The 23,851-nt window shown below is 56.8% G+C and carries 27 protein-coding genes; 26 read left to right on the top strand and 1 reads right to left on the bottom strand.

Annotated features, from left to right (window positions below):
* The first annotated feature begins 14 nt into the window (after positions 1 to 14).
* From AFK67_RS11985 to AFK67_RS11880, 25 genes are all read left to right on the top strand, one after another.
* Complete coding sequence (locus AFK67_RS11985; protein ID WP_007732656.1) at positions 15 to 1,955, top strand: phage major capsid protein; 1,941 nt, start codon at positions 15 to 17, stop codon at positions 1,953 to 1,955.
* A 37-nt stretch (positions 1,956 to 1,992) separates the two neighbouring features.
* Positions 1,993 to 2,160: a hypothetical protein gene (locus AFK67_RS23250; protein WP_007889812.1), complete on the top strand. Its 168-nt coding sequence runs from the start codon at positions 1,993 to 1,995 to the stop codon at positions 2,158 to 2,160.
* Complete coding sequence (locus AFK67_RS23435) at positions 2,160 to 3,509, top strand: phage portal protein (protein ID WP_032967655.1); 1,350 nt, start codon at positions 2,160 to 2,162, stop codon at positions 3,507 to 3,509. The genes AFK67_RS23250 and AFK67_RS23435 overlap by 1 nt, the downstream gene beginning before the upstream one ends.
* Positions 3,506 to 4,723, top strand: coding sequence for a hypothetical protein (locus AFK67_RS23430; RefSeq protein ID WP_007732660.1), 1,218 nt, complete (start codon positions 3,506 to 3,508; stop codon positions 4,721 to 4,723). Before AFK67_RS23435 ends, AFK67_RS23430 begins: the two co-directional genes overlap by 4 nt.
* The gene (locus tag AFK67_RS11970; RefSeq protein ID WP_007732662.1) at positions 4,720 to 5,046 is read left to right on the top strand and encodes a head-tail connector protein; all 327 of its coding nucleotides are present in this window, start codon (positions 4,720 to 4,722) and stop codon (positions 5,044 to 5,046) included. The genes AFK67_RS23430 and AFK67_RS11970 overlap by 4 nt, the downstream gene beginning before the upstream one ends.
* A 70-nt stretch (positions 5,047 to 5,116) precedes the next feature.
* Entirely contained in the window at positions 5,117 to 5,323 is a 207-nt protein-coding gene (locus AFK67_RS11965) for a hypothetical protein (RefSeq protein WP_007732664.1), read from the top strand.
* Between the two features lie 2 nt (positions 5,324 to 5,325).
* Positions 5,326 to 5,658, top strand: coding sequence for a phage head closure protein (locus AFK67_RS11960; RefSeq protein ID WP_032967656.1), 333 nt, complete (start codon positions 5,326 to 5,328; stop codon positions 5,656 to 5,658).
* Positions 5,651 to 6,136, top strand: a complete 486-nt coding sequence (locus tag AFK67_RS11955) for an HK97-gp10 family putative phage morphogenesis protein (protein WP_007732679.1) — start codon at positions 5,651 to 5,653, stop codon at positions 6,134 to 6,136. The genes AFK67_RS11960 and AFK67_RS11955 overlap by 8 nt, the downstream gene beginning before the upstream one ends.
* On the top strand, positions 6,133 to 6,498 hold the full coding sequence (locus AFK67_RS11950; protein ID WP_007732682.1) for a DUF3168 domain-containing protein: 366 nt from the start codon (positions 6,133 to 6,135) through the stop codon (positions 6,496 to 6,498). Before AFK67_RS11955 ends, AFK67_RS11950 begins: the two co-directional genes overlap by 4 nt.
* A 48-nt stretch (positions 6,499 to 6,546) precedes the next feature.
* A complete protein-coding gene (locus AFK67_RS11945) occupies positions 6,547 to 7,050 on the top strand; it encodes a phage tail tube protein (RefSeq protein WP_007732685.1) in 504 nt (167 codons plus the stop codon).
* Positions 7,051 to 7,098: 48 nt separating this feature from the next.
* Positions 7,099 to 7,581, top strand: a complete 483-nt coding sequence (locus AFK67_RS11940) for a phage tail assembly chaperone family protein, TAC (RefSeq protein ID WP_007732687.1) — start codon at positions 7,099 to 7,101, stop codon at positions 7,579 to 7,581.
* A gap of 5 nt (positions 7,582 to 7,586) precedes the next feature.
* Positions 7,587 to 7,742: a phage tail assembly protein T gene (locus AFK67_RS23710; protein WP_428830483.1), complete on the top strand. Its 156-nt coding sequence runs from the start codon at positions 7,587 to 7,589 to the stop codon at positions 7,740 to 7,742.
* Between the two features lie 70 nt (positions 7,743 to 7,812).
* Positions 7,813 to 7,989, top strand: a complete 177-nt coding sequence (locus tag AFK67_RS23655) for a zinc-ribbon domain-containing protein (protein WP_081225690.1) — start codon at positions 7,813 to 7,815, stop codon at positions 7,987 to 7,989.
* A gap of 97 nt (positions 7,990 to 8,086) precedes the next feature.
* The gene (locus AFK67_RS11935) at positions 8,087 to 10,513 is read left to right on the top strand and encodes a phage tail tape measure protein (protein WP_235047909.1); all 2,427 of its coding nucleotides are present in this window, start codon (positions 8,087 to 8,089) and stop codon (positions 10,511 to 10,513) included.
* Between the two features lie 46 nt (positions 10,514 to 10,559).
* A complete protein-coding gene (locus tag AFK67_RS11930) occupies positions 10,560 to 10,898 on the top strand; it encodes a phage tail protein (protein ID WP_007728442.1) in 339 nt (112 codons plus the stop codon).
* A gap of 6 nt (positions 10,899 to 10,904) precedes the next feature.
* Positions 10,905 to 11,657 (top strand): phage minor tail protein L, encoded by a 753-nt coding sequence (locus AFK67_RS11925; protein WP_053532896.1) that lies wholly within the window; start codon positions 10,905 to 10,907, stop codon positions 11,655 to 11,657.
* A gap of 2 nt (positions 11,658 to 11,659) precedes the next feature.
* The gene (locus tag AFK67_RS11920) at positions 11,660 to 12,364 is read left to right on the top strand and encodes a C40 family peptidase (RefSeq protein WP_007709645.1); all 705 of its coding nucleotides are present in this window, start codon (positions 11,660 to 11,662) and stop codon (positions 12,362 to 12,364) included.
* Complete coding sequence (locus AFK67_RS11915) at positions 12,361 to 12,957, top strand: tail assembly protein (RefSeq protein WP_053532894.1); 597 nt, start codon at positions 12,361 to 12,363, stop codon at positions 12,955 to 12,957. The genes AFK67_RS11920 and AFK67_RS11915 overlap by 4 nt, the downstream gene beginning before the upstream one ends.
* 49 nt (positions 12,958 to 13,006) lie before the next feature.
* A complete protein-coding gene (locus AFK67_RS11910) occupies positions 13,007 to 16,309 on the top strand; it encodes a TipJ family phage tail tip protein (RefSeq protein WP_038883370.1) in 3,303 nt (1,100 codons plus the stop codon).
* Positions 16,309 to 17,268, top strand: coding sequence for a DUF6453 family protein (locus AFK67_RS11905; protein WP_053532892.1), 960 nt, complete (start codon positions 16,309 to 16,311; stop codon positions 17,266 to 17,268). Before AFK67_RS11910 ends, AFK67_RS11905 begins: the two co-directional genes overlap by 1 nt.
* A 58-nt stretch (positions 17,269 to 17,326) precedes the next feature.
* Positions 17,327 to 19,372 carry a hypothetical protein gene (locus AFK67_RS23285; protein ID WP_200907774.1) on the top strand — a complete coding sequence of 682 codons (2,046 nt, stop codon included), beginning with the start codon at positions 17,327 to 17,329 and terminating at the stop codon, positions 19,370 to 19,372.
* A 4-nt stretch (positions 19,373 to 19,376) separates the two neighbouring features.
* Positions 19,377 to 19,619, top strand: a complete 243-nt coding sequence (locus AFK67_RS23075) for a hypothetical protein (protein ID WP_050569274.1) — start codon at positions 19,377 to 19,379, stop codon at positions 19,617 to 19,619.
* On the top strand, positions 19,612 to 19,839 hold the full coding sequence (locus AFK67_RS23070; RefSeq protein WP_050569275.1) for a tail fiber assembly protein: 228 nt from the start codon (positions 19,612 to 19,614) through the stop codon (positions 19,837 to 19,839). The genes AFK67_RS23075 and AFK67_RS23070 overlap by 8 nt, the downstream gene beginning before the upstream one ends.
* Before the next feature lie 136 nt (positions 19,840 to 19,975).
* On the top strand, positions 19,976 to 20,413 hold the full coding sequence (gene umuD, locus AFK67_RS11885) for a translesion error-prone DNA polymerase V autoproteolytic subunit (RefSeq protein ID WP_032966629.1): 438 nt from the start codon (positions 19,976 to 19,978) through the stop codon (positions 20,411 to 20,413).
* On the top strand, positions 20,397 to 21,659 hold the full coding sequence (locus AFK67_RS11880; RefSeq protein WP_038883377.1) for a Y-family DNA polymerase: 1,263 nt from the start codon (positions 20,397 to 20,399) through the stop codon (positions 21,657 to 21,659). The genes umuD and AFK67_RS11880 overlap by 17 nt, the downstream gene beginning before the upstream one ends.
* A gap of 150 nt (positions 21,660 to 21,809) precedes the next feature.
* On the opposite strand, the gene AFK67_RS22010 is transcribed toward AFK67_RS11880, so the two are convergent.
* Positions 21,810 to 22,460: an ArsR/SmtB family transcription factor gene (locus AFK67_RS22010; protein WP_071602714.1), complete on the bottom strand. Its 651-nt coding sequence runs from the start codon at positions 22,458 to 22,460 to the stop codon at positions 21,810 to 21,812.
* 138 nt (positions 22,461 to 22,598) lie between these two features.
* Between AFK67_RS22010 and AFK67_RS11870 the strand changes: the two genes are divergently transcribed.
* On the top strand, positions 22,599 to 23,807 hold the full coding sequence (locus AFK67_RS11870) for an MFS transporter (protein WP_038883378.1): 1,209 nt from the start codon (positions 22,599 to 22,601) through the stop codon (positions 23,805 to 23,807).
* The last annotated feature ends 44 nt before the right edge of the window (positions 23,808 to 23,851 follow it).

Here is a 23,851-nt window from a genome sequence, read left to right as displayed (position 1 = left end):
CAGGAGGCAGCTAAATGACGCTTAATCGCGCATGCACCCTTATGACGGTTAAGGCGGTGAACGAGGACGAGCGGATCATTACCGGCATCGCCTCCACGCCTTCGCCTGACCGTGACGGGGACATCATGGAGCCGGAGGGCGCGAAGTTCCGCAGCGACACGCCGTTCCTCTGGCAGCATGACCGCTCACAACCCATCGGCACCTGCACACCAAAAATGGTGAAGGGCGGGCTTGAGATCACAGCAAAACTGGTGAAACCCACCCCGGATATGCCGTCCCAGCTGGCCGCCCGCCTCGATGAGGCCTGGGCATCCATTAAGGCGGGGCTGGTTCGCGGTCTCTCTATCGGCTTCCGGCCGATTGAGTATTCCTTCCTGGATGAAGGCGGTATCCGCTTTTTGTCCTGGGACCTTCTTGAAGTCTCGGCAGTGACCATTCCGGCAAACGCTGAATGTTCCATTAACACCGTGAAATCCTTCGATCGCCAGTTACTCGCCGCGGCAGGCAAAGAGAAACCGGTGGTTAAAGCAACACAGTCCGCTGGCGCTACAGCACCCAAAATCAATACCAATAAAGGAAACAGTTCGATGAATATCGCAGAACAAATCAAAAGCTTTGAAGCAAAGCGTTCGGCGCTGGCGGCGTCTCTCTCCGACATTATGGCGAAAGCCGCCGAAGCCGGGCGTACGCTTGATATGGAAGAAGAGGAGAGCTACGACAACACCTCCGCCGAAATCAAATCCGTGGATGCGCACCTGAAGCGTCTGCGCGACATGGAAAGTAACCTCGCTGCGACTGCCAAACCGGTAAGCAAAGCGGCGGGCGGCGATGTGAATGTCGTAACGACCAGCGCGCCGGGCATCATTCGCGTAGAGCAGAAGCTGGAAAAAGGCATCGCCTTTGCCCGCTTCGCCAAGGCGCTGGCCGCTGCGAACGGCAGCCGCTCAGAGGCGCTGGAGATTGCGCGTAAGCAGTATCCGGACGATGCGAAACTGCATCATGTCCTGAAGGCGGCTGTCGGCGCAGGCACCACCACCGACCCGAAATGGGCGGGCGCGCTGGTTGAATACCAGGAGTACGCCCAGGATTTCGTGGAGTTCCTGCGACCGAAGACCATTATCGGACGCTTCGGGCAGGGTGGCATCCCTGCACTGCGCGAGGTGCCTTTCAATGTCCGCATCCCGGCGCAGACCTCCGGTGGTTCAGCGAACTGGGTAGGTCAGGGCAAGGCGAAGCCGCTGACCAAGTTCGACTTTGAGTCGATCACTTTCAGCTTCGCCAAAGTAGCCGCAATAGCGGTGCTGACCGATGAACTGATCCGCTTCTCCAACCCCGCAGCCGATGCGCTGGTGCGTAACGCGCTGGCCGAGGCGGTTATTGCCCGTCTGGACACCGACTTTATCAACCCGTCCAAAGCTGAAGTTACTAACGTCTCTCCGGCTTCAGTTACTAACGGCATTACGGCGATCCCGTCTACCGGTAATCCGGACGATGATGCAGCAGCTGCGTTCGGCGTATTCGTTGATGCCAACCTGGAGCCGAACGGTGCGGTCTGGCTGATGTCCAGCACCACCGCACTGGCGCTGTCAATGCGCAAGAACGCGCTGGGCCAGAAAGAGTATCCGGAAATGACGCTGCTGGGTGGCACCTTCCAGGGCCTGCCGGTTATCGTCTCCCAGTATGTCGGCAGCCAGCTGGTGCTGGTTAACGCGCCGGATATCTACCTGGCTGACGACGGCGGCGTTGCCGTGGACATGTCCCGCGAAGCCTCGCTCGAAATGCAAAGCGAGCCAACCGGCGACAGCGTAAATGGTACTGGCACCGAGCTGGTTTCCATGTTCCAGACCAACAGCGTGGCTATCCGCGCCGAACGCTGGATTAACTGGAAGCGCCGCCGTACCTCTGCCGTCGCCGTGATTTCCGGCGTGAACTACGGCACCACCCAGACCAGCTAACCAGGACAGGAGGGCGGGGGAACCCCCGCCATTTTGCATGGCAAAAATCCGATATCTCCAGCGCACTCATGACTCTAAGCCCGGCGATGAAAAAACCGTGGATGACCAGTGCGCGAGGGTGCTGGTGCTGCTGGGCAAGGCTGAGTACACCGGCGCAAAGCGTGCTGGTGGCGGGAAAAAGAAAAATAATGCGGGGAATGGCTGATGTGGAATCCTTTCCGGAGAAAAGAAAAGGCGCTGCAGCAACCCGCAGGCCGTGGCCTCTGGACCTCACTGCTAAGTTTTGTCCGTGAGCCCTTTGCCGGCGCATGGCAGCGTAACCTGGAAATAAACGAGAAAACCGTCCTTTCCTTCCACGCCGTGTTTTCCTGCATATCGCTGATTGCGAGTGATATTGCAAAGATGCCTGTGCGGCTGATGCGCCGCGATTCAAACGGCATCTGGAAAGAAAACAATAATGGCAAGGTTGCCGCAATTTACAGGCGCCCGAATGCGTTCCAAAACCGGATGCAGTTTTTCGAATGCTGGCTTAACTCCAAGCTTTGCTACGGGAATACAGTTGTCCTGAAGATCCGTAATACCCGCGGGGAAATCACGGAGCTGCGCATTCTGGACTGGAACAAGGTCACTCCGCTGGTGGCAGATGACGGTTCCGTTTTTTACCAGATTAACCCGGATAATATGGCCGGTATTGAATCCGGGGTGACAGTCCCGGCACGAGAGATTATCCACGACCGGTTTAACTGCCTCTTTCATCCGCTTATCGGTCTTTCACCAATTTATGCTGCTGGCCTGGCAGCGATGCAGGGGCACCATATTCAGGAAAATGCGGCCTTCTTCTTCCGCAACGGCGGCAAGCCCAGCGGGGTTATTGAAGTGCCGGGTAGTATCAGCGAGGAAAATGCCCGCATCCTGAAAAACAACTGGGATACGGGATATACGGGTGAAAACGCAGGGAAAACAGCCCTCCTGAGTAATGGCGCCAAATACAACCCAACGGCTATGACGGCAGCTGATGCTCAGATGGTTGAACAGCTTCAGATGACCGCGAAAATCAGCTGTTCGGTTTTCCATGTCCCGGCTTACAAAGCCGGAATAGGCGAGCTTCCCTCCTACGACAATATCGAGGCGCTGGAGCAGCAGTATTACTCGCAGTGCCTGCAGACGCTTATCGAGTCGATTGAACTGTTGCTGGATGAAGCGTTTGAGCTGGAAGGTGATACCGGTACCGAGTTCGATGTGAGTGCGCTGCTGCGTATGGACAGCGAACGCCGCATAAAAACGCTGGGCGAAGGCGTTAAAAATACCATCCTGACGCCTAATGAGGCGCGACGCAGTGAAAACCTGCCGCCCGTTACTGGTGGTGATGAGCTTTACCTTCAGCAGCAGAACTTCAGCCTTGGCGCGCTGGCCCGCCGCGATGCCTCGGATGATCCATTCGGCAAAAGTAGTTCTTCTGCACCATCGCAACCCGCCAGTGAGGAAGGAAAGGCTTTATCTGCCGCTGAGCAATCAGCGGCCAAAGCCATGCTCAGAGGATTGCTTACCAAATGAATGAACGCGAATTAACGCTGATAAAAGTGCTTGGTGAAGAGTTCGGTCATGCTCTCGCTGAAATGCGTGAAGGGTTTCGTAAAAGCCTTGATCTGCAGCGTCAGGAATACGATGGAAAGCTGAGCCTGCTTTCCAGGCAACTGGAAGAAATAAAAAGCGTCCCGGCACCCGACTTTGCCGCCATGGTGGAAGAGGCTGTGGCAGCGCTGCCCGCGCCTGAGGTTCTTCAACTGCCTGATATCGCCTCCATGGTCACTGATGCGGTTGCCGCAATTCCGGCTCCGCAGGACGGCAAAAGCCTGACGCCCGAAGACGTACAGCCGATGCTGCAGGAGATGGTGGACAAGGCATTCGGCGGCTTACCAACACCGAAAGACGGTAAGGATTACGATCCGGCGGTACTGAAGCAGGCAGTGGAAGAGGCCGTAAGCAGTGCTGTCGCTGGCATTCCGGTACCGCAGGACGGCAAAAGCCTTACGCCCGAAGACGTACAGCCGATGCTGCAGGAGATGGTGGACAAGGCATTTGGCGGCTTACCAACGCCGAAAGACGGTAAGGATTACGATCCGGTGGCACTGAAGCAGGCGGTGGAAGAGGCCGTGAATAGTGCGTTCGCTGGCATTCCGGTACCGCAGGACGGCAAAAGCCTTACGCCCGAAGACGTGCAACCGATGCTGGAGCAACTCGTCGCATCGTCAATGCCTGTTCTTCCGGATGTGAAAACGCTGGTTAGCGAAGCCGTGGCCGCATTGCCGACAGCTGAACCGGGCAGGGATGGTGAAGATGGCCGCGATGCGCTGGCGCTGGAAATTCTGCCATTCATTGATGAAGAGAAAAACTACCCTCGCGGCTCTTATGCAACCCATAACGGCGGTTTGTGGCGTGCTTATGAGAAAACGCACGGCATGCGCGGATGGGAATGTGTGGTTGACGGTGTGGCGGGCGTGGAGGTTGAGCGTTCCGGGCAACGGCGTTTCACCCTAACGGTTAACCGTTCCAGCGGTAGCAGTGAAACCAAATCGTTTGACGTTCCGGTCATGATTTATAAAGGCGTGTTCAAATCCGGCCAGGACTACCTGCCAGGCGACACGGTAACGTGGGGCGGCTCGCTCTGGCACTGCGACGAGCAGACGCAGGACAAGCCAGGCGAAACGGGATCGAAAGGCTGGACGCTTGCGACCAAGCGCGGGCGCGACGGGAGGGATAAAACGTGATTGAGCTGGTTACTCTCCTGCAGGCAAAAGAGCACCTGCGCATAGATGATGATGCCGGAGATGCTGATCTGACCCTGAAAATTCAGGCCGGCAGCGCCGCTATTCTCGCTTATGTCCAGGGAAGCCGTGACCTTATTGTCAACAGTGATGGCGCGCTTATCGAAGGTGAACCGTTACGACGCACGCAGACGGCGCTGCTTATGCTACTGGGCTGGCTGGATCGCAATCGGGGTGGTGAAGAGGAAGAAAAGCTTCAGCAAGGTGAGTTGCCGCTCTCCGTCACGATGCTTATCTACGATCTCCGTCGGCCAACCATTATTTAAGGGGGAGTTATGCCGTGTGCCGGATGTGAACGCAGGAGAGAATGGCTGAAAAACTGGATGAAAATAGCCTATGAACGAACAACAGGTAAGCCTGCTGATAGCAGCAATGTCCGAGCAGACGAAGGCGATGCAGGAGCAGACCGTCGCACTGAATCGCCTGGTGGACTCAAATGAAGCGCTGGTAGCGTTGCTTTATCAGTCACTGGCTGAGGACATCGAAACGACAACGCTTGATTTCCCTGTACCGACCTACCTAAGCGGCAAACTCCGGGGGTGAGCATGCAGGCCGGAAAGCTGAACAAACGTATATTGCTACAAAAGCCTGTAAAAACACAAAACCCAACCTCCGGCGCGATCGAAAGTGGCTGGGTGGATGTGGTTCAAGTATGGGCTAACGTTACAGACCTCTCCGCGCGGGATTTTGTGGCTGCGAAAGCAGGTCAGAACGAGGTAACGACGCGGATCACCATCCGCTGGCGTGATGACGTCACGGATAAGCACCGCATTCTTTACCGTGGACGCATTTATGACATTCAGGGCGTGCTGGAAGACGATAAAACCGGGCGAGAATATCTGACGCTGCCATGCTCCCGGGGGGTTAACGATGGCTGATGGCATTGATTTCAGCATAATCGGGATCGATTCGCTGCTGGGGAAGCTGGACAGTATAAATGATGACCTGCGGCGGCGCGGCGGGCGGGCGGCGCTCCGTCGCGCCGGCAACGTGATTGTCGATAAGGCAAAAGAGAACGCCAGCCGCATTGACGACCCTGAAACCGGGCGTAGCATCGCCGCGAACGTGGCGATGCGCTGGAACGGCAGGCTTTTCAAAACAACCGGCAATCTGGGCTTTCGCATTGGGGTGCTGCACGGCGCCGTACTGAAAAATCATCCTGACTTCAGCGAGAACGCGCCGACCCCACACTGGCGCCTGGTTGAGTTCGGTACCGAGAAAATGCGCGCTCAGCCTTTCATGCGCCCGGCGGCGGAAAGCAGCGTTGGCGAAGTGGTTAACGTGTTCGCCACCGAATACGAAAAGTCTATAGACCGGGCCATTAAGCGCGCGCAAAAGAAAGGAGTGCCAACATGATCGCGCCCATCTTTTCCGTCTGCGCTGCCAGCCCGACGGTAACGGCGTTACTGGGAACCGACCCGGTGCGCCTCTATCCCTTCGGCCGCCAGGATGATGCTGTTGTTTACCCCTACGTTGTCTGGCAGAACGTCAGCGGCTCGCCGGAGAATTACCTCAAGCAAAGGCCCGATGTCGACTCGTTCACCCTGCAGGTAGATGCCTACGCCGACACGGTGGATGAGGTGATCGCCGTGGCCGCCGCGCTGCGGGACGCCATTGAGCCACATGCTTACATAACGCGCCTGGGAGGACAGGAAAAAGACCCTGAAACTAGGCGCTACCGCTACTCCTTCGATGTTGACTGGATAGTCAGGCGATAACCCACAAGCACCGGCCCTGAGCCGGTTTTTTTATATCCGGAGATTCCCATGTCTGTATTGACACAAGGCACTCAGCTCTTCGTGCTGGCTAAAGGCGCGGTGAGCGAAATTGAATGCATCACCAGTTTTACCCCGGGGAGTAACCCTGCCGACCAGATCGAGGATACCTGTCTTTCTGAAAAGTTTGACCGCACCTACAAACGCGGCTTACGCACGCCCGGCCAGGCAACGGCGACACTAAACGCTGACCCCAAAAACGCCAGTCACATCATGCTTTATAACCTGTCAATTTCTGACGATGAAGAAGATCAGGCGCTGACTTTCGCCATTGGTTGGTCTGACGGTGACTCAGTACCAACGGCGGCCGCCTCTGGTGCAACGGGAACGGTAGACGGTCTGGCACTGCCGGATGACCGTACCTGGTTCGTATTTAAGGGGTACGTAGCCGATTTCCCTTTCGACTTCGCAGCTAACACCGTCGTTTCCACTTCAGCCTCCATCCAGCGTTCCGGCTCTGCCGTCTGGATCCCAAAAGCGCAGGCAGGCAGTTAATTTGCGGGGCTGCGGCCCCGTAATATTTCACTAATATTGGGAACAGCTATGAAACTTACCCTCGACTCACTAAAACAAGCTGGCGCGTTTACCGGGCGCCCGGTTGAAAAAGAAATTACCTGGAAACAGGGCGGCCAGGAGCTTACCGCAACAGTCTATATTCGGCCGATGGGCTATTACACTGCCATGACAGATGTAATGGCGGCGCAGGGGCATATTGACGGGGTTGCTGGCCGAATTGCCGCTTCCATCTGTGACGAAGAAGGAAAGCCGGTATTCACCCCCGCCGATATCACGGGTGAAGCAGATCCCGAGCGGGGCGCGCTGGACGGGCAGCTCACAATCGCGCTACTGCTGGCAATCCAGGAAGTTAACGACCTGGGAAAGACGAGCTTACCGGAGAAGACGAAATCTGGTGTGAACTCGTCCTCAACGGCATCGGTGGGAGGACAATCGCCGAAGCGCAAGAAGCTCTCAGCTTCCGCGAGTTTCAGCTCTGGGTCAAATACCGCAACCAGTACGGAAGCCTGAACCCGATGATGCGAACAGAGTGGGGTGCCGCGCTGGTGGCGTCGGTGCTGGCTAACGTAAATCGTGACAAAGATGACCCAGCTTTCAGGCTATGTGATTTTGCTCCGCATATTCGTGAACAACCCATTTCCCTTGAGCAGGCTATGAATGCCTGGAATTGATAATTCAGGTTGATGTTTTGCCATTGTTCAATTCCCTGTTATTCTCTCAAAATCTGAATGAGGAGGTGAAATGGCACTCATTAAATGTAAAGAATGTGGCGCGGAAGTATCAAGCAAGGCTGATGTTTGTCCAAAGTGTGGCGCCCCTTTCAAATTAAGGGTGAAAGGTCCTTCAGGATGCATGATGATATTGTTAGTTATAATAGGGGTTTTATTTACTATATTTTTTATAGCAAAAATGAGCTGAATTAATTGTTATGTTGGTTTTTATTTGCATAAATTAGCAATTTACCATGTTATTTTAATATAACCCGCTTCGGCGGGTTTTTATTTTAGGATGTTATATGGCTGGCAAATCACTCGGCACATTGACAATCGACCTCATCGCCAAGGTTGGTGGTTTTGTCTCAGGTATGGACAAAGCCGAACGCGCTTCAACAAAATGGCGAAAACAGGTTGAGTCGGATGTTAAAGCCGCTGGTGCTGCCATTGCTGCTATGGGCGCAGCGGCGACCGGTGCTGCAGTTGCCGCTTCCTCTGCAGGTATTGCTTTGCTCAAATCTACATCTGAGCAAATTACAGAAATAGATCGTTGGGCAAAGTCTCTCCGCCTATCAACTCAGGAATTGATAGCCTGGCGGTTCGCCGCAGAAAAGGCCGGCGTTTCTGGAGATCAGATAGCAGATATTTTCAAAGATATCGGGGACAAAATTGGCGATGCTGTTCTGAATAAATCAGGTGAAGCAGTCGATGCTCTGAATGCATTAGGTCTTTCTGCGGAAAAACTCTCAAAAGTTACTCCTGATAAGCAGCTATTAGCTATTGGTGAAGCACTCGGGAAAATAAATACAAACGCTGAAAAGACTAATATTCTTGAAAGTCTAGGTAACGACTTATCGAAGTTATTACCTCTCTTTGATAATAACAACCAGAAATTAACGCAATTTATTCAGCTCGCTAAAGATTATGGGATTGCACCAGATTCGAAATCCATTGATGACTTACTGAAAGTAAGCCAAATATTTCAGGATATGGAGGCGCAGGCGAATGGCCTGAAGGTTGAGATTGCTTCAGGTCTGGCGAAGGTTGACCTATCGCCACTCCAGAATGGTCTTGATGATCTTAAAAAAACTTTTACCGATCCGGCAGTCTTGCAGGGGTTATCAGATCTGGTTGGTGGTGTTGCTTCTCTTGTGGGCTGGCTTGGCAAGGCAGCATCAGAACTTGGCAGGTTGGTAGAAAATTTCCAAGGTGGGCAGCAGCTTGCGACCAATGCATCCCGTGTTGAAATATCCCGGCGTATAAAGAACCTTGAGGCGGATCTGAACGATAAGGGTGTTCTTGCAGATATAAACCGGATCGGAATGGATACAGACTCTCGTCGAAAAGAGCTCGATGAATTACGTAAACGGCTCGGCGATATGAAGGATTTTCAGACAACCCTACCTGTCAACGCTGCTGGTGTGCTGGGCACAGCAAGTTCTGGCTTTAAACTTGGTTCAGGGGAAGTCAACGGCAAGCCTGTAACCGACAATTCTGGCAAGAAACTTGAAAATACCTTCAAGGCGACGGAGCAGAATTATCTTCGCCAAATAGCGCTGATTGATACTATCGGCAAAAAATCTTTTGAAGTGACCGAGCAGCAGAAAATTCAGTTTGATATTGCTGATGGAAAACTTTCAGGACTAAATGAGACGCAGCGACAGCGGCTCGAGCAGTTAGCTACCGAAGTTGACCGCCTAAATGCTGTCAAAAAGGCTAACGAGGAAAATCTAAAACTGGCTGAGTATGTCGCCAACCTTCAGCGCGAAAATGCTAACGCCTCAGCCTCTCTTAACGCTGATATTATCGGTGCTGGACAGGGTGACAAATTTCGTGAGCGGATGCGTGAACAGCTAGATATTGAGCGCGAGTTCAATGAAAAGCGCTCCGATTTACAGCAAAGATATCAGCGCGGAGACATTAAAAGCGAGGCGGATTATGACCGTTATAATGCTGAGCTTGATAAAGCACTGTCACAACGCCTCGGGGATTACCAAAATTATTATCAGCAAATTGACCAATTGAACGCCGACTGGATGAGCGGTGCGCGGGACGGGCTGGCTAATTGGGTTGATGATGCATCGAATTATTCGCAGCAGGCGGCCAGTGGTGTTCAGAATGCCCTGTCCGGCATCACAAATAACCTTGTCGATATGCTGAACGATAATAAAGCCAGTTGGAAAGACTGGGGTGTAAGCGTTCTGAAGACGATCGAAAAGGTTGCATTAAATATGGCGTTGGTAAACGGCGTCAGTGCTATCGGTTCGTTGTTCAGCTTCGGTGCGTCTACGGCAGTTGGTTCAACGCCTTCTGGTGCATATAACTCTGCGGCTGCGGGCATTCAGCTTAACGCCAAAGGCGGCGTTTATGAATCTGCAGATCTGAGTAAATTCAGCAGCAGCATAGTTAGTAGCCCCACGATGTTTGCCTTTGCCAAAGGTGCTGGGCTGATGGGCGAGGCCGGACCGGAAGCCATTATGCCGCTGACCCGCGACGCCACCGGCAGGCTGGGCGTAAAAGCGCTGGGCAACGGCACGCAGGGCGGCACGGGCGTCAGCGTCAGCATCGGGGCTATTAATTTCACAGGCGGCACAGGTGGTGCGCAGGGCAACACTAACGCCGCCGGCGCGGTGGCTAACCAGCTCACCGGCGCCATTCTCGATACCATCAACTCGCAGCTGCGCAAGCCCGGCACTCCGTTGTGGAACGCCACACAGGGCAAGCGCTAAAAATCAATTTACCACCCGCTACGGCGGGTTTTTTTATGGGTGAAACATGGCAACCGAAACCTTTACCTGGTGCCCGCGCATTAATGCCGGCGGCGAGGTCACTCACCGCGTCCGCCGCGCGCAGTTCGGCGACGGGTATGCCCAGGCGTCGGGAGACGGCATCAACGCCCGCGGTCAGAAATGGGATCTGGAATTCGTCGGGGATGAAAGCTACATCACCGCGATTATGGATTTCCTGGACAGGCATGGCGGCAGCCGTTCATTCATCTGGCAGGCACCGCTGAAAGGCGCGGGGCTTTACCGCTGTGACGCCTACCGCCCGTCGGCGCCGGGCGGTGGCATTTTCTCTCTCACCGCAACCTTCACACAGGCATTCGCTCCGTAGGTACTTATGGCAATCAGTAATGACGTCCAGAAGCTTGAGCCCGGCGACAGTGTCCGCCTGGTGACCGTCGATGGCTCGGCGTTCGGCGCGGGCGTGCTGCGCTTTCACGCCTGCACCATTCCCCACTCGCCGGAAGAAATCGCGGCAAGCGGCGGTGACACCCCGAAGCTTGCCGCTAAATCCATCTGGTTTGATGACGAGGAATACGGTGCCTGGCCGTTTAAAATTACCGGGCTGGCGTCGTCGAGTGACGGCCAGAGTGCGGAGCCGGTGCTGCGCATCGCCAACCTTGATGGCGTGGTGACCGCGCTCTGTCTGCGCTTTGATGACATGGTGCAGGCGAAGGTCACGATTCTGGATACGTTCGGGCAGTATCTTGATGCGCGCACCTTTCATGACGGCAACCCGTCGGCGGATCCGGGGCAGTATTTCCGCCAGGTATTTTACATCGACAGCAAGGCGGCAGAGGACAACGAGGTGGTGGAGTTTCGCCTCTCCAGCCCGATGGACCTGCAGGGGCTGCTGATCCCGACGCGCCAAATCACGGCGGTCTGCACCTGGGCCTGCCGCAATAAATACCGCAGCGGTGACGGCTGTACCTACAACGGCCCGCGCATGTTTGATCTGAAAGGTAACCCGGTGACCGACCCGGCACAGGATAAATGCTCAGGCCTGCTGACCGACTGTAAAAAACGCTTTGGCGCGGATGCCCAGCTCGATTTCGGCGGCTTTCCCGGCGCCAGCCTGATCCGGAGGTAACCATGCGCGATAAAACCATTGCCGATATCCTGGCCCATGCTGAGGCGGAATACCCGCGCGAGTGCTGCGGCGTGGTGGCGCAGAAAAGCCGCGTCGAACGGTATTTCCCGTGCCGGAACATCACCGGCGTGCCGGAGGAGCAGTTTGAGCTGTCGCCGGAGGATTACGCTGCGGCGGAAGACTGGGGCACCGTCACCGCCATTGTGCATTCCCACCCGGGCGACGGCGCCACCACCCAGCCGAGCGAGCTCGACCAGCTGCAGTGCGACGCCCACGGCATACCCTGGGGAATCGTCTCGTGGCCGGAAGCCGACGTGCGCACCATTGCGCCCCGCGGCGAACGGCCGCTGGAAGGGCGCGCCTTTGAACTGGGCTATGCCGACTGCTGGTCGCTGGTGATGGACTGGCACCGCCGGCAGGGCGTGACGCTTCGCAACTACAGCGTGGATTACCCGTGGTGGGAGCGGGGCGAAAATCTCTACATGGATAACTGGTATGCCGAGGGATTTCGCGAGGTCACAGAGCCGCGGCCCGGCGACATGGTGCTGATGCAGGTGTCCGCGCCGGTGGTGAATCACGCCGGTATTCTGCTGGAAGGTAACCAGCTGCTGCATCACCTCTACGGCCAGCTCTCCTGCACCACACCATACGGCGGCTACCTGCGCGAGCGCACCATTAAAATAGTCAGACACAAGGATCTGCCATGAACCAACTGAAAACGGTGCGGCTTTACGGCGCGCTGGGTGCGCGGTTCGGTCGCGAGCACCGGCTGGTGATAGCCAGCCCGGCGGAAGCCTGCCGCGCGCTGTCAGTCATTATCCCCGGCTTTGAGCAGTACATGCAGACGGCGCACCTGCGCGGCCTGCGCTTTGCCGTGTTCAGGGGGAAAAAGAACATCGGCCAGGATGAGCTGAAGCACAACAGCGGCGAAGCGGATATCCGCATTGCGCCGGTGATTGCCGGCAGCAAGCGGGCGGGCGTGCTGCAGACAATACTGGGCGCGGTGCTGGTGGTGGTCGGTGCCATTGGCATGACCATCGGGCAGGCCTGGGGCGGGGCGACGTGGGGCCCGTATGCCTTACAGGCCGGTATCGGGCTGATGGCCGGTGGCGTGGTGCAGATGCTGTCACCCCAGCCCGGCGGGCTGGCATCGCGGCAGGACCCCGATAACGCGCCGAGCTATGCCTTTGGCGGGCCCGTGAATACCACGGCAATGGGCAATCCCGTCGGGCTCCTGTATGGCGAGCGCGAAATCGGCGGCGCGATTGTCTCCGCCGGCATCTACACCAACGACCAGTGAAAACCGGTCTGATAACAGCGCCTGCGGGCGCTTTTTTTATGGGCGCAGTATGGAAAAAATAACCGGTAAAAAGGGTGGCGGTGATAAACCCCGCACGCCGCATGAATCCCCTGATTCACTCCAGTCCATTGCGACCGCCAAAATCCTGCTTGCGCTGGGCGAGGGGGAGTTCGCCGGCGGCCTCACGGATAAAGATATCTTCCTCGACGGCACCCCGATCCGCAGCGCTGACGGCACGCTTAACTTTCCGGGTGTGAAATGGGAGTTCCGGTCCGGCACCCAGGCGCAGACTTACATCCCCGGCGTGCCGTCGGTGGAAAATGAAATCACCATTAACACCCAGCTTAAAGCGACGCAGCCGTGGACGCGTGCCATCAGTAACACGCAGCTCTCTGCCGTCCGGGTTCGCCTCGGCGTGCCTTCGCTGCAGCGCATGAAAGACAACGGGGATGTGGTCGGTTACCGCGTCGACTACAAAATTGAGCTGTCCACCGACGGCGGCGGGTATGTCACGGTGCTGAACGGCGCGTTCGACGGTAAGACCACCTCGCTGTATGAGCGCAGCCACCGCATCGATCTCCCGCCCGCCCGGACCGGCTGGCAGCTTCGCGTACGGCGGACGACGGTGGACAGCACCTCCAGCCGCATCGTCGACACCACAAACATCGAGGCCTATTCGGAAATCATTGATGCAAAGCTGCGCTACCCGAACACCGCGCTGCTCTTTGTGTCGTTCAACGCGAAGCAGTTCAGCAATATCCCGCAGATTAGCCTCCGCGCCCGCGGGCGGCAAATCCGTGTGCCCACCACTTACGATCCGGTGACCCGCACCTATTCCGGCACCTGGGACGGCTCGTTTAAATGGGCCTGGAGCAATAACCCCGCCTGGGTCTTTTACGATCTGGTGCTGAGCGACCGTTTCGGAACCGGTGACCGGCTGGATGCGACCCAGGTGGACAAGTGGGAGCTCTACCGCATCGCGCAGTACTGCGACCAGCCCGTGCCCGACGGTACCGGCGGCAGCGGTACCGAACCGCGATTTCTCTGCGACGTGTATATCCAGAGCCAGAACGAGGCGTTTACGGTGCTGCGCGACCTCGCGAGCATCTTTCGCGGCATGACCTACTGGGCCGGTAACCAGCTCTCCGCGCTGGCGGACATGCCGCGCGACATGACGTATGTCTACACCCGCGCCAACGTCATCGACGGCAAATTCTCCTACGCCAGCGGCAGCGAGAAGAACCGTTATTCAACAGCGATGGTGAGCTGGTCAAACCCGGAGAACCATTACACCGATGAAGTGGAAGCGGTGATGGAGCCTGACCTGGTGCGGCGCTACGGCGTGCGCCAGACGCAGATCTCCGCCATCGGCTGCACGCGGCGCACCGAGGCCAACCGCCGCGGCCGCTGGGCGCTGCTGACAAATGCTAAAGACCGGATGGTGAGTTTCGCCACCGGGCTCGAGGGCATGATCCCGCTGCCGGGTCATATCATCGGCGTGGCGGATCAGTATCTGTCCGGGCGGGTGATGGGCGGGCGTATCAGTCAGGTGAACGGTCGCGCGCTGACGCTCGACCGGGCGCCGGATGCAAAAGCGGGCGACAGGCTTATCGTCAACCTGCCGTCCGGCAAATCACAGGCCCGTACCCTTCAGGCGGTCAGCGGCCGCAACGTCACGGTGTCTGCGGTATTCAGCGAAACGCCGGAGCGCGAGGCGGTCTGGTCGGTTGATGCGCAGGATGTGGCAATCCAGCAGTACCGGGTCACGTCTGTGGAAGACAACAACGACGGCACATGGATCATCAGCGCGGTGCAGCACAACCCGGATAAGTATGCCGCCATCGATTCCGGCGCCAGGCTCGATGAACGCCCGGTATCGGCCATTCCTCCCGGTGCGCAGGTGCCGCCGGCCTCCGTGACGCTCAGCAGTTACAGCCGCGTGGTGCAGGGCCTCAGCGTGGAAACCCTGCGTGTCGCCTGGCCCGCCGCGCCCGGTGCCGTGGCGTATGAATGCCAGTGGCGCAAGGATAACGGCGACTGGGTGAATGTACCGCGCACGAGCTCGCTCGGCTTTGAGGTGCAGGGAATCTATGCAGGGCGGTATATGGCGCGCGTCAGCGCCGTGAACGCCAGCGATGTTGCTTCGGTCTGGCAGACCAGCGACGAGGTGACGCTGACCGGCAAGGTGGGGCAGCCGCCGGTGCCGCTGAACTTCCGCACCACGGCGATTAACTGGGGGATCCAGCTCGACTGGAACTTCCCGGACGGCGCGGACGACACGCTGATGACCGAAATTCAGTATGCCGCTGCGCCCGACGGCAGCGACGCGCTGCTGCTCTCAGATGTGCCCTATCCGGCGCGCAGCTACACGCAGCTCGGTCTGCGCGCCGGTCAAATCTTCTGGTACCGAGCGCGGCTGGTGGACCGCATCGGGAACCAGTCGGCGTGGACGACGTGGGTACGCGGCATGGCGAACGACAACGCGGAGGATTACCTGGGCGATATCGCGGGCGACTTCATGACGAAGGAAGACGGTGAGGCGCTGCTCAGCCAGATAACTCTCGATCCCGAAGCCATTCTGCAGAATGCCCTGGGCGGCCACGACACGGTGAACCAGCAGTGGAAGCTCTATGGCAATAACCGCGCGGGCATCATTGAGGCCCGGACGCTGGCCTCCGATGCCGGTAAGTCCGTCGCGGCGCTTGAGACAACGGTGAACGCGAAATTTGAGGATTTCAACGCCACCGCCAGTCGTCTTGAGAAAGCCACGGCGGATAACACATCGGCCATCAGTGAGATAAACGACACGGTGGTGGCGCGGTTTGAGGATGTGGCGGCCGCGGTAGAAGGCAAAATGGATGCGTATGTCGATGCAAACGGCGGCTCTGCCATCTATACCATGAAAACCGGCGTGCAGTATAAGGGGCAGTATTACGATGCCGGGCTGTCCGTGGCGGTCACCATTAACGGCACCGCTGTCGATACCCGCTTTGCGGTGAATGCGAATCAGTTTGTGGTGATGAGCGGCAGCGGAAACAACCGTTACTCACCGTTTGCAGTGGTAAACGGCCAGGTGTTTATGAACTCGGCCTTTATCCAGGACGGCACGATTACAAACGCCAAAATTGGCGCCTTTATTCAGTCAAATAACTATGTGGCGGGTAAAACCGGCTGGATGATTAATAAGGCGGGCGCCGCGGAGTTTAATGACGTGACGGTGCGGGGGGCCATTATCGCAACGGAGGGAAGATTCTCCCTGGCCGGTAGCGGAAATGGTGTGGTCATCAACGGTAACGGTGTGACGGTAAATCTGGCGAATGGCGGGCGTATTATTCTGGGGGAATGGAATTAATGCCGAGTGGGCTGTATATCGATCTCAATGACGGCGGTCCGGCGATGACCATCACCGCGGGGCTGCGGTGCCCGTCCTATTGCGGGTATGCCAGCGGCAGCGGGAATCAGTACGCGATACCGGGCTATGTGGCGGGGGCGTCAGCCGTCTTCGCACCGCATGTCACCGCCGGGATTTATCTTGGCGGCAGCACAAGCCTGATCCCGGATATGGACGTGTTAACCGGCGTATCACAGAGCGGAAATGTGCTGACCTTCTCCGCCTGGTCAAACTACAAAATGAGCAACGGGAAAATATACCCCGGCACGGTCTGGCAGATCCTGCCCGCCAGTCAGTCGGGCAATCGCGGGCTTTATATTTCTGACAGTACTGATTTCACCCTTATCACGGACGGGGCCGCGGTCGGTCAGTGTGTGTATCGGGGGCGGGTGACGTTTACCGGCTCCTGGTCACCGCCCCCGACCGGCTATACCCGGCAGTCCTACGCCGTATTTGCCAGGTGGAGCGCCAGTGGGGTGGTGGTGGAATACGACGGTAACGTGGTCCGGGCCGTGGCCGAGCGTAACGGGGCGAACGTCAGCGCGACCGTAACGATGGACGTGGTGATTTTTGCGACCGGCACCGCGCCGGTTCCGGGGCCTGGACTGAACTTCTTCAACAGCAGAGGGCAGTGCACCTTTTCCACAACAAAGCGCCCGTTCCTCTACAGCAATGCCTTCTACAGGCCGTCAGGGGCTGCCACTGATATCGGGAACCGGTACATCATGCTCGGTCGTTACGGCGCGCAAACCGACATCTCCGGCGGCTGGTGTTATGCAAAATATCAGGGGCTGGTCCGGGCGGGTAATGCCGTCCGGGTGGGGCGCGGCTATGTGGCTGCGGTATGGACGTCTGACTATTCGCTGGACGTAAACAGAACGACCGGCATGAATATCCTGTTACTCGACAGTATGTACTGACCGCTTATTGACTGAATGACCCGCTACGGCGGGTTTTTTATTTTAAGGAGCAGGCCTGATGGCTAAAGGCACGATAAGCATCAAAAACGGCGCAACGACCATCAACGGCGACGGCACCACATTTACCAGCGAACTGGTCGCGGGGGATTACGTCGTCTTCACGGCGGGTCAGGTTGTCTACACGCAGGCCGTTAAAACGGTCAGCAGCGACACGGCGCTGACGCTCACCAGAACGTATACCGGGCCCGATGCGGCGGGGCTGGCATGGTCAGCGGTGCCGCGCGGTACCATGAGCCAGGTAACGATGGAAGTGGTGAATCAGGTTACCGAAGCCTTACGCGGGCTCAACCTCGACAAAGCCAACTGGCAGCAGGTTTTTTCCGCAGGTGAAAATATCACCGTTACGCTGCCTGATGGCAGCCAGTTTAAAGGGCCGAGCTGGCCGTCACTGGTGAGCCTGCTCGAAGACCTCGATCCGGGCAGTCTTCAGAAAATCGTGGACGATATTAAGCAGGCGCAGGCCAGCGTCAGCGCGGACCGGCAGGCTGCCGAGACGGCCAGCAGCGGGGCAAAGGCTTCCGCCGATAATGCCGCTGCGGCTAAAAAGGCGGCAGAAGACGCTAAGGCCCTTGCCAGCAGAGGAGCCAGCGATGCCGCAGCCAGCGCCAGCTCGGCGGCGCAGGCCGTGAGCACTGCCAGCCAGGCCGCTACTGACGCACGCACTCAGGCCGATCGTGCGCAGTCGCTTGCCGATAAATTTGACGCCGAAAAAGTCCTTACGAAAGACGCGAACCTGTCCGACGTCACAGACAGGGCGGCTTCGCTGCAAAACCTGCTGAACGGGAAGCCGTTGCCGCTGCCTGCGGAAGCGGTATCTGATTATGATGCGGTGACCCTGCGTCAGCTCAAAGCGTCGTCTGGTGGGGGCGGGGGGGCAAGCATGAACGGCGTGATGAATGACTTCATCGGCGCGGTTCAGTGGTTCAACGGCTCGCGGGCGGCGCTGCCTGCCGGTTATATCGCGGCAGACGGCCAGCTTGTGAGCCGTACCGATGCAAAAACCGCCGATTTATGGGCTGCCGTAAACGCCGGTATTCTGACGGCGACGCAGACGGATGCGGTCTGGCTGACGTCCAGCAACGCTGGCGCACCGGCCATGAACCGTGGCATGTATTCACCAGGAAACGGAACGACTACGTTCCGCGTGCCGGACCTCAATGGCATTCAGGACGGCAGTATCAAATCGCCGTTCCTTCGCGGCGCGGCGTCCGGTGACGTGGTCGGGCGAATCTTGCAGGACAGCGCACCTAACATTTCCGGGCAGTTGTTCGCCTACAACTACGATCAGTCAACCAGCGGTAAAAACGGGTTTGTCAGCTGGACCAACGGCGGAAATAACGTCTTCCAGCTTGACGGTACCACCACCAGTTCCACCCGATATGAACGTTACGTTCTTGATGCCAGCACTCAAAGCGCAAATTATGGCCGTGACGGAAGCGGTGAGATCCACCCGAACGAGGTTTTTGGGATCTGGATTATCCGCGCGTCCGGCGCATTTCAGGCCGCCGGCACATCCTTCGACGTGGTTAACTCATACGCAACGCAGCCGGGCAGCGGCGTGCTGATGCGTGGTGGTGATGTTAAGTCAACGATGAAGGTTGCAGGCGATATTAAATCGTCCGCCTCGCTGGTCGCGCTACAGCGGGTTGGGGCGCGACCGTTCTCTGCCATCACTGTAAACGACGGGGCCATTACCAGGGTATACAGCATTCCGGCCTCGGATGTTGACGTTGAACTGCTTGCCACCAATTCGCCCCAGGGCGCGGTGGCGTGGTGTCGTTTCAGTGGTGACACGATAGTCGCGGCTTTTAACATTTCCTCTGTCACTAAGGAGGCGGCAGGTGCTTACCGGCTCGTTTACCAGAACCCACCGGCAGATGAAATCAATCAGTCCATTATGGTAACGGCAATTCAGGGCTCTAATGATGTTAACGCGATCAGCGGCAGCGTTTATTCAATCAGCAAAACCTCTTTTGCTGTTGCGACAAGGAATAACACGGGCCGGATTGACGCCTCCGTGATGGTTACGGTTCACAGGAAATAAAGTTATGGAAAAGCGAATTATCTATAAATCAGAGTCTGGTGTGTCGCTCGTGATCCCTTATCTCCCATGCGGCCTGACCGTTCTGGAAATCGGGCAGAAAGATGTTCCCGACGGCGTCCCATTCTGGATCGTTGATTCTGCCGAGGTGCCTGACGATATTCCGCAGGAGGCGTGGGAAATTAACGAAAGTGCCATGCCTGCGCCGGACGGGTATGGCGGAACCTATGAGGCTGGACGCGATGATTAAAATTAACCATGAGAAGTTAGAGGCTATAAGGGCCGCAGAGGTGCGCGCCGAGCGCGATCGACTTATTGCCGCTTCTGACTGGGCAATGATGCCTGACGCGCCGACCGACAAAGAAGCATGGGGCGCTTACCGGAAGGCATTACGTGAGGTTCCACAACAAGAAGGTTTTCCCGAAAAAGCTGTCTGGCCGGTGCCCCCGGTCACCGTAAGCGGCGAATAATTAGCCGGCGCGTTGTCCTGGCAGAGCAGCTGTTAAAACTGCTCTGCCGTTACGATTAATAGGCCGCTTCGTCTTGATTTCGTTACCTCCTGAAACTACTGTATAAATACACAGTAATTTTTACAGGAGGTACATAATGAAAATACACCCCCTCGTCTTGCCGGTTAAGCCGGTCAGCATCCCATTCTATGCAGACCTGATTTCTGCTGGTTTCCCGAGCCCTGCCGCTGATTATATCGACAGTGGCATTGATCTTGTTTCCCACCTTATTGCACACCCCTCATCCACCTATGTTTTGCGGGTCGCAGGAGACTCGATGCGAGATGCTGGTATTCTCGATGGCTCCCTTCTGCTGGTGGACTTCAGCCTTCATGCGAAGCATAACGATATCGTGGTCGCCAATATCGGCGGGGAGTTCACCGTTAAAAGGCTGGTGACGTATCCGGTGGCGCAGCTGCGCGCCGAGAACCCGGCTTACCCGCCTATAGCTGTTTATGACGCCGACGACCTCGAAATCATCGGCGTTGTCATTTGCGTGATAAATACCCTGCACCGCAATGTTCGCGCTGGTTGATATGAACTCGTTTTACACGAGCTGCGAGACGGCATTCCGTCCCGATCTTGTCGGTCAGCCGATCGTGGCGCTCTCGAATAACGATGGCTGTGTGATAGCGCGCAGCCGCGAAGCAAAAGCGCTTGGCATAAAAATGGGCATGCCCTGGTTCCAGCTGCGCGAGATGCAGTTTCCGCAGCGGATCATTGCCTTTTCCAGCAACTATGAGCTTTACGGTGACATGAGCCAGCGGGTGATGACGACGCTTGAGGAAATGTGCCCGCGCGTCGAGGTCTACAGCATCGATGAGGCTTTCTGCGACCTGACGGGCGTGCGGAACTGCAGGGACCTGGCTGATTTTGGCCGGGAGATACGCGACACTGTCCGGCGCAACACCCGGATCCATTGTGGTGTCGGTATCGCCCAGACGAAGACGCTGGCGAAGCTCGCCAATCGCGCGGCGAAGGAGTGGCCGCAGACGGGCGGGGTTGTGGACCTGTCGAACCAGGCGCGCCAGCGGCGGCTGATGGCGCTGATGCCGGTAGAGGAAGTGTGGGGCATCGGTCGGCGTATCGCCAGAAAGCTGGATACAATGGGCATTAAAAACGCAGTGCAGCTATGCGATACCGATATCCGCTTTATCCGCAAACACTTTAACGTCGTGCTGGAGCGCACCGTGCGCGAGCTGCGCGGCGAGCCCTGTCTGGAGATCGAGGAGTTTGCCCCGGCGAAACAGGAAATCGTCTGCAGCCGGTCATTCGGGGAGCGTATCACCGACTATGAAGCGATGCGCCAGGCTATCTGCAGCTATGCAGCGCGTGCGGCGGAAAAGCTCCGCGGCGAGCATCAGTTCTGCCGGTACATTTCGGTGTTCGTGAAAACGTCGCCGTTCTCTGCTGAACCGTATTACGGCAACCACGCCGGGACTAAGCTACTGACGCCCACACAGGACACGCGCGACATAATTGCCGCGGCGACGCGCTGCCTCGATGCGGTCTGGCGCGACGGCCACCGGTATCAAAAAGCGGGGGTCATGCTGGGGGACTTTTTCAGCCAGGGCGTGGCGCAACTGAATCTGTTTGACGAGAACGCGCCGCGCGCGAACAGTGAGGCGCTGATGTCACTGATGGACAAACTCAACCAACAGGGACGGGGAACCCTATATTTTGCGGGGCAGGGCATACAGCAGGCGTGGCAGATGAAGCGCGAGATGCTGTCGCCCTGTTACACGACGCGACTTGCTGATGTACCAACCGTACGGGCATAGTAAAAGGGATATTATTCAGGCAATAAAGAAAAGTGAAGGTCCGCTTTGAGCGAAAAGCGGACCTTCATAAAAAGGCGGTTGAAGGTATAACGCCAGGAGGGCGCTGTAGTAAGGCTTCCAGCGACAGCAGGCGGTTAAGGGGCGTATAACCTATTCGGTTTGCAGACCTGATGCGACCCACTCCGGGTAACCTTCATCAAAACGACGAATGCGATAGCCCTGCCGGCGAAGATATTCCACAGCTTCCACAGACAGAATGCAGTGCGGGCCGCGACAGTAAGCCACTATCTCACTGTCTTTCGGCAGTTCAGCCAGTCTGGACTCAAGTTCTTTAAGCGGGATATTCAATGCCCCGGGCAAGTGTCCACCCATATATTCATCTTCCGGGCGTACATCCAGGAGGGTCACGCTACCGGCCTCAAGACGACTCAGCAACTCTTCCCGGCTGACGGCTTCCAGACAATGATGATTACTGTGGTAGTCCGCAGTGATATTGCGAATGACATCATTGTTGAACTCAGCAAAGCATCGCAGGCTGGCAATAACGCTTCTTACCGGGCCGTCACCCAGACGATAGATAATGTGCTTTCCTTCCCGGCGGGACATGACAAAGCTGCCTCTGCGGAGGTTTTGCAGGTGCTGCGAAGTGCTTGCGGCCGACATGCCCGTCAGTGCAGAAAGCATCTCAACCGACAGTTCCCCCCCAGCCAGATGTTCAAGTATTTCAATCCTTGAACCGTGTCCCAGCAGTTTTGCCAGCTCACCCAGGTGCGTAAACAAAAATTTTTCAGGCTGATTCATTGACTCTTTGACCGGTTAACGGGAACATTCAATCATTCAATTGAATGTTTTAATGATACTGATTTCCGGCAGTGGCACAACTACGGAAAGGGATGTGGCCTGCCGGCCGGATTAACTCACTGTTATACAGGAAACCAGATGTCGAATAAAAATATGTACCGGCAGGTGCTCATACTGGCAAGCGCTCAGGCCATCTTTCAGACCGTTTCTGTACTTGTAATGACCATTGGCGGCCTGGCGGGAGGGCTTCTTGCTCCGTCCCCGGGATTAGCGACAGCGCCTATAGCTGCCATGTTTCTCGGAACGGCCTCGGCCACTTTCCCAGCTTCAATGTGGATGACCAGAGTAGGGCGTAAAACGGGATTTTGTGCCGGAGCTGTAGCTGGCATAGCAGGTGGTGCTATTGCCGGCACAGGGATTATTACTTCTTCATTCGTTCTGCTCTGTATCGGGACGTTTATGGTCGGGGTTTACCAGTCTTTTGCGCAGTTTTACCGCTTTGCTGCCAGCGAAGTCTCCAGCGATGCATTTCGGCCCCGGGCCATCTCGCTTGTCATGGCGGGCGGGATCGTCGCCGCACTGGCCGGCCCGTTACTGGCCCGGGTGGGCAGCAACCTACTGACGCCTCAGTATCTGGGTTCGTTCATCATCCTTGCTGCAATATCAGCAGTTGCTGTATTCATTCTTTCCCGACTTCGCGTGCCGGCCAGTGTTGAGAAAGCGGTTGAACAGGTTCCTGCCCGTCCTTGGCAAAAGGTCATCACTCAGTCTGCTTACCTGACCGCCCTGTTTGGCGCTGCCACTGGTTATGGCATTATGATCCTCGCCATGACGGCCACGCCACTCGCAATGTCCCATCATGCTCACTCCCTTTCAGAGACGTCCACCGTTATTCAGCTGCACGTTCTGGGGATGTTCCTGCCGTCCTTCTTTACGGGAAAGCTCATTGAACGCTTTGGCAGTATCCGGATAATGCTGACGGGCATTGTCCTATACATATGTCATATCGGTCTGGCCCTGACCGGCACCGGTTTCTACTCTTTTGCCGGTGCGCTCATTTTCGTTGGCCTGGGCTGGAACTTCCTCTATATCGGCGGGACTGCACTGGTCACAACAACGTTTCGCCCTTCAGAAAAGGGCGCGGCTCAGGCCATCAATGATATGACCATCTTTGCGGTAGGGCTGGCCTGTTCGCTAAGCGCGGGCGCGCTGCTTGAACTACTGGGGTGGGAAAAGCTTAATGAGATGCTTATTCCTTGGCTTGCAGTCGCTGCCCTGGCGCTGCTATGGCTTGCCTTCCGTAACCGATCTATGGAAGGTAAAAGGGCAAATGCGACTGATGGATAAATACTGAGACTGACTGTCAGAATAAACCCGCTATTAAAGGCGGG

The sequence above is a fragment of the Cronobacter dublinensis subsp. dublinensis LMG 23823 genome, assembly GCF_001277235.1.
GTDB classification, from domain to species: Bacteria; Pseudomonadota; Gammaproteobacteria; order Enterobacterales; family Enterobacteriaceae; genus Cronobacter; species Cronobacter dublinensis.
Note: the sequence above shows the minus strand (reverse complement) of the source record. Positions and strands in the feature narration are given on the sequence as shown.